The organism is Bacillus sp. NPDC094077, from assembly GCF_050279465.1.
Taxonomy (GTDB): domain Bacteria; phylum Bacillota; class Bacilli; order Bacillales; family Bacillaceae_G; genus Bacillus_A.
This window is the reverse complement of sequence record NZ_JBNNUF010000044.1, coordinates 1-6312: the sequence shown is the minus strand read 5'-3', so window position 1 is coordinate 6312 and position 6312 is coordinate 1. Positions and strand designations below refer to the sequence as shown.

Genomic DNA, 6312 nt, shown 5'->3' with positions numbered 1-6312 from the left:
CATCTAAAATAAAAATTGACGTTTCACGTTGTTTGTTTCGTTCAGTTTTCAAAGAACTACTTGGTCGCTCATTTGCGACTTCCTTATGTTAACATTTTCGTCTTTCAATGTCAACTAAGTTTTTTATTTCGCTTGTCGCTTTTTGCGTTATTATCATCGGCGACTTGTTCTATATTACACCTCTAAACTCTAATCGTCAACACCTTTTTATAAAGATATTTAATTTAAATATGTTCATCCCCTTTAAGCTAGATAAGCCCCTACAATGGTTTCATTAACGAGAAACTTTCTTCTCCTTCTCTTTACTAATTCTATCCTCCAAAACATATTCAAATTAATTAAATGCTCCATTCGTCACACTTTACTTAATTTGTACCAATGATTTTCCTAACAAAACTAGCAACCTTATTTTAACAAATACTAGTATATAATTAGAGAGTTATTGTATTCCCTAATGTACCTCTTTGTTTATCATGCTGCACTATCAATAAAACTCTATTAGAAACAGGTGAAGATATGAAAGATATACGTATTCTTATAGCAGATGACGATAAGGAAATCCGAAATTTATTAAAAAAATATTTAGAACGAGAATTATATATGGTAGATACTGCAATTCATGGCGAAGAAGCCTTGCATTTGTTTAATCAAAATAATTATAACCTCGTGATATTAGATCTTATGATGCCGAAAGTAGATGGAATCGAAGTATGTAGAAAGCTTAGAGATAAAACTAATGTACCGATATTAATGCTAACCGCTAAAGATCACGAAATTGATAAAATTTTAGGCTTAAGTATTGGCGCTGATGATTACATTACGAAACCTTTCAGTATTCACGAAGTGATTGCACGAGTAAAAGCTCTTATGCGACGGTTTTTAGTTCTCGGAAGTAACAATAATGTACAAGAGAAAACAACTTTAGCTTTTAAAGGGCTAACTATCGATTTAAATAAATACATAGTTCATACAAATGAAAAAGAAATTAACTTAACTGGAAAAGAACTCGAACTATTAAGATTCTTCACCTCAAACCCAGGACAAGTATTTACAAAAACACAACTCTTTCGAAATGTATGGGCCGATAATTATATAGAAGATGACAATACCGTTATGGTGCATATTAGAAAGCTTAGAAAGAAAATAGAAATCGATCCTTCCAATCCAAAATTTATTCAAACTATATGGGGAATTGGTTATAAGTTCGTAGGTGAAGAAGTTGAAGACTGATAAAATCCTCTTTCTTATTTCATTACAACTTATCATTTGCGGACTTTTAAATATACACTTAGACCAAAAAATAAAAATATCTTTATTTATTACTCTTGTCTTAATTACAATGTCTCCCTTCTTTTCAAGAATACACTTTATTCAAAATCGCAAATCAATGGTCACTAAATTAACTCGTGCACGTAAAGGAAATTTACAAACGAGATTATTCACGAACAATGATCGCTCATTACATACTATCGTTTTTTCAATAAATGAATTAATAGCTGAATTAGAAAAGGTTCAGATCGAGGCGAAAAAATCTGAGGAATCGAGAAAACAACTTTTATCTAGTATCTCGCATGATATCCGAACACCACTCACTTCTATTATTGGATATATTGATGCGTTAAAAGATGGGGTTGCTGCATCTGAAATAGAAAAGCAAGAATATCTTAAAATACTTTCTATGAAATCAAACAACTTAAAGCATCTAGTTGATGAAATATTCAATATGGCAAAGCTGGATGCTAATGAATTCCCACTAAAAGAAGAAGAACTCGACTTTTCTGAAGTTACTAGAGAAGTGTTAATCGAGTTTTTACCTGATCTATCAAAACATAATATCGAACTACAAGTTCTCATACCAGAATCTACTTGTCCTATTATTGCAGACCACCTTAGCCTTATACGGGTTATTGGTAATTTAATAAAAAATGCCATTTGTTACGGAAAAGATGGGAAAATAATAGGAGTCGAACTATTAGAAACCGATACGGAATATGAACTGCTTATTTGGGACAAAGGCCCTGGTATTCCAAAGCATGATTTACACAACGTATTTGAGCGGATGTACCGAAGCGAACAATCAAGGAACTCCTCTTTTGGTGGTAGTGGCCTCGGGCTTTCTATTTGTAAAGCTCTCATTGAGAAAAATGGTGGACATATATGGGTTGACAGTATTCCTTGGGAAAGAACTACTTTTGGCTTTTCCATTCAAAAATACACTAATTTTAAGAAATAGTTAAGAAATGATTAATACGTAGTTAAACCCTCCTTTTTATCATGTAATTAAGAGCTTATAGAAAGTAGGTGTCTCCTATAAATACAATTATAAAAACGACAAACCTTACTAAAATGTATGGCACTCAAAAATCAGTAGACAATCTAAATATCAACGTACAGCAAGGAGAGATTTATGGATTCATAGGACGTAACGGTGCTGGTAAAACAACAACCATTCGTATGCTACTCAGCCTTATAAAACCTACAAGTGGAAATATTGAGATCTTCGGAGAAGATTTGTTTCAAAATCAGAAGGATATTTTAAGAAGAATTGGTTCTATCGTTGAAGTTCCAGGATTCTATGAAAACTTAACTGCAAGAGAAAACTTATTAATTAATGCAAAGATAATCGGCGTTCACAAAAAGAATGCAATTGAAGAAGCATTAGAAATTGTAGGCTTGCAGCACGAGACAAAAAAACTAGTAGGAAAATATTCTTTAGGAATGAAGCAACGCTTAGGAATTGCACGTGCTCTTCTCCACTATCCTGAACTACTCATACTAGATGAACCAACTAACGGGCTCGACCCAATCGGTATTAAAGAAATGCGAAAACTCATTAAATCTTTAGCTCAGGACAGAAATATAACGATACTCATTTCTAGTCACATATTAGCCGAGGTGGAACAACTAGTCGACCGTATGGGAATTATTCATGAAGGAAAGTTACTAGAGGAAGTTTCTCTTGAGACGCTACGTAAAGCAAACCGAAGGTACATAGAATTCCAGGTGAATAATGACAATAAAGCTGCAATGCTATTAGAAAATCATCTTCAAATTTTTGATTATGAAGTACATGATGAAAGGAATATTCGCGTTTACTCTCATTTTGGACAACAAGGACACATTAACAGAACATTCGTTCTTAATGATATTGAAGTATTAAAAATGATGATGAGCGAAGACAGATTAGAAGATTATTTCACCAAACTAGTTGGAGGTGGAACAATTGGTTAATCTACTCTATACAGAACTATTAAAGTTAAAACGTTCTAATATGTTTTTGATTAGTATTATCGGGGCTGGTGTCGCACCTTTTTTAGTGGTTGTAGCATCTTATATACACATAAAAACAAAGCAGCCTACTCCAACTATTTGGTTCCATCAATTATTCACTGAGGTTAACTTGTATACTACTTTAGTTATAGGATTCTCCTTATATGGAGTTGTGATTGCTTATTTATTTACCCGTGAATACACGGAAGATACATTAAAAAACTTGCTAACTATCCCAGTATCACGTATTAGCTTTATTATAAGTAAGTTCATCCTTCTATTCCTTTGGATCATGATGCTAACTTTAGTCGCTTGGGCGCTAACTTTATTATTAGGACTAATAGGTAGCTTCCCTGGATTTAGTATCACCTTACTTTTAGGCTCTCTTGTAAAGTTTTTAATATGTGGTGGACTTCTCTTTCTATTGTCTTCACCCATTGTACTACTAACTCTTGTAATGAAAACCTATGTACCACCTATTATATTAACAATCATTATTACAATGACTAACCTTATGATCGTAAATTCAAAACACAAAGATCTATTCCCATGGACCGCTACTCTAGATATAGCAAATAATGAATTACAACCGACTTATCCACCAGAGTATTCTTATATCATCATCGCGGCAACTACCATTCTCGGTTTTATTGCAACACTATTCTATTTTAAAAGAGTAGATATTCATTAATTTATAGGAGTGAAACTATGAGCGATATCATTATTGCCCTCATACTCGGTATTGTAGAAGGATTAGCTGAATTTTTACCTATCTCTTCTACTGGCCACCTTATATTAGTCGGACACTTATTAGGTTTTGAAGGAGAACGGGCAAAGACGTTTGAAATTGTCATACAGTTAGGAGCAATTTTAGCTATTGCTATCTTATATCACAAACGCCTTGTTTCTTTATGCAATATTAAGCCCCTTCTACGGAAAGAGAAAAAATTCAACGCATTACACGTCCTCCTTGGCGTATTCCCAGCGGTAGTTGCCGGCTTGCTATTACATGATGTTATTAAAACATACTTATTTCAACCATATACTGTCGTAATTGGACTCGTAGCAGGAGCAATTCTTATGATTTTTGCAGAAGTAAAAAAGGCAGAGGCAACCGCTTTTTCGCTAGATGATTTAACATATCGTCAAGCATTAACAATTGGACTATTTCAATGCTTAGCAGTATATCCCGGCTTCTCTAGAGCTGGCTCTACTATTTCTGGAGGGCTGTTAGCAAAAGTAAATTATAAGACTGCGTCTGAGTTCTCTTTTCTCATTGCTCTTCCTGTAATGGTTGGAGCTACAGGCTTAGACTTATTAAAAAGTTGGCAGTATTTAAGTGTCGATGACATTCCTATGTTTGCGGTAGGATTCATTACCTCTTTTATAGTAGCAATGCTAGCAGTAGTAACTTTTCTGAAGCTTTTAGAGAAGGTAGGTTTAAAACCTTTTGCATACTATCGTATTTTGTTAGCTATCTTATTTACGCTTTTCGTATTGCTATAGATTTATATCAGTCACATATTATTAAACCGATATTCAAATTGGAATATCGGTTTTTTATCTATTTCACCTCTAGTATTACTCACTTCAATATGGCATAGTGGTAATAAACTACCTTTAATAATCCGAATATTCTTTGAACATTTCATTAAGATATGTAACGTTAGAAGCTATACTTGAAGTCCGAATCGAGTAATCGCATTTCTTCTTTAACACATATACTGGATTAAAAATACGTAACTCAATTGATTAAGTGTACCCATCACACTCGTACAGAACGAACGTTCCTAGAAATTGTAATATATCACTTCTTCTTTGGATTTAAGTAATCATTCTATAATGTTGTTCACTTATACTTAACTGCTCTACAATAGTCCCCTAAATATAATATTTAAGGAGGTTTATCCTATGCCTATATACAAACAACTGCAAGTTTTAACGCTAGAAGAGCAAATTAAGTTACTAACAAAGGCATTTAGTTTCACTTAATAGTATTGGCGAAGTTAGTATTATAGATGAACTATATAGCATTTTAAAAGGCTTTTCTTATTTAGCAGATAGTAGCTTCTTGTCTATTCACAAAACTGACGAAGGGTTAAAACCACTATAAAAAAACTTCCCTAAATGGGAACAACTATATCCTTTATCCTACGACATAATCTAAAAATTAAACATTCCATCGGTTAATATGGGTGCCTATGAGAAAGATGGCCATAAATGGACAGAAGATGTTTACAAACCATATTCATTCCGCATATTACGTTTATTAATTCGCAACACAATGATACAAATTTCAAACGAGTACAAAGACATAACAATTAGCCAAATTGTTCAGGGATTATAAAAAGAATAAATATTAACTAAAGTGAGGTAACGAGATAAATGAATCCATTAGCACAAGCATATTGGGATACTTATTGGGGAAACAATGAAAAACCAGAATCTGTTACAGCTTGGCAATTTGGGGATTCCCCTAATTATCTTGCACAATTAGTAATTGACGGTATCAAAACCGCAACATGCTCCGGTCATATTTTTTATGAATTAGAAAACGAACCGCTCCCCACGACTAATGATTATAGTATTATACTCAATGGTCAGGATGAACCTGTAGCCATCATTAAAATAACAGAAGTAACTGTAACACCAATGAATGAAGTAACCGAAGAATTCGCTATCGCGGAAGGTGAAGGAAATCGTACGTATAATTACTGGAGAGACACCCATATTCAATTCTTTACAAAGGAACTAAATGAGCTTGGTCTTAGTTTTTCTGAAGATATGCTGCTCGTTTGTGAACGGTTTGAGCTTATTGATGTGAAAAAATAAATATACTTACTTTTAAAGCCAATAAACTTATTATCTATAACGCAAGAAATACATAGATGATAAGTTTATTTTATTATACACGAAAAAAGACGAGTCATTCTGACTCGTCTTAAGCTTGCTTGGCGACGTCCTACTCTCACAGGGACAAGGTCCCAACTACCATCGGCGCTAGAGAGCTTAACTTCCGTGTTCGGTATGGGAACGGGTGTG

At 33.7% G+C, this 6312-nt stretch carries 6 protein-coding genes and 1 rRNA gene; 6 read left to right on the top strand and 1 reads right to left on the bottom strand.

Features of this window, described 5'->3' with window-relative positions:
- Window positions 1–516: 516 nt before the first annotated feature.
- The 6 genes from ACQKNR_RS29040 to ACQKNR_RS29015 all read left to right on the top strand — a co-directional run bounded on the left by ACQKNR_RS29040 (window position 517) and on the right by ACQKNR_RS29015 (window position 6102).
- Complete coding sequence (locus tag ACQKNR_RS29040; protein ID WP_427322707.1) at window positions 517–1230, top strand: response regulator transcription factor; 714 nt, start codon at window positions 517–519, stop codon at window positions 1228–1230.
- On the top strand, window positions 1220–2233 hold the full coding sequence (locus ACQKNR_RS29035) for a sensor histidine kinase (RefSeq protein ID WP_427322705.1): 1014 nt from the start codon (window positions 1220–1222) through the stop codon (window positions 2231–2233). The genes ACQKNR_RS29040 and ACQKNR_RS29035 overlap by 11 nt, the downstream gene beginning before the upstream one ends.
- 68 nt (window positions 2234–2301) lie before the next feature.
- Window positions 2302–3231 (top strand): ABC transporter ATP-binding protein, encoded by a 930-nt coding sequence (locus ACQKNR_RS29030; RefSeq protein ID WP_427322703.1) that lies wholly within the window; start codon window positions 2302–2304, stop codon window positions 3229–3231.
- Complete coding sequence (locus ACQKNR_RS29025) at window positions 3224–3961, top strand: ABC transporter permease (protein WP_427322701.1); 738 nt, start codon at window positions 3224–3226, stop codon at window positions 3959–3961. The genes ACQKNR_RS29030 and ACQKNR_RS29025 overlap by 8 nt, the downstream gene beginning before the upstream one ends.
- 17 nt (window positions 3962–3978) lie before the next feature.
- Window positions 3979–4776: an undecaprenyl-diphosphate phosphatase UppP gene (gene uppP / locus ACQKNR_RS29020; RefSeq protein WP_427322699.1), complete on the top strand. Its 798-nt coding sequence runs from the start codon at window positions 3979–3981 to the stop codon at window positions 4774–4776.
- An 879-nt stretch (window positions 4777–5655) separates the two neighbouring features.
- Entirely contained in the window at window positions 5656–6102 is a 447-nt protein-coding gene (locus ACQKNR_RS29015) for an ASCH domain-containing protein (protein ID WP_427322697.1), read from the top strand.
- A 117-nt stretch (window positions 6103–6219) separates the two neighbouring features.
- Here ACQKNR_RS29015 and rrf read toward each other — a convergent pair.
- Window positions 6220–6312, bottom strand: a 5S ribosomal RNA gene (gene rrf / locus ACQKNR_RS29010); the annotation flags it as partial.

Coding starts and splice junctions, on each gene's coding strand:
- ACQKNR_RS29040 (WP_427322707.1), top strand. CDS start 517: ATGAAAGATATACGTATTCTTATAGCAGATGACGATAAGGAAATCCGA.
- uppP (WP_427322699.1), top strand. CDS start 3,979: ATGAGCGATATCATTATTGCCCTCATACTCGGTATTGTAGAAGGATTA.
- ACQKNR_RS29015 (WP_427322697.1), top strand. CDS start 5,656: ATGAATCCATTAGCACAAGCATATTGGGATACTTATTGGGGAAACAAT.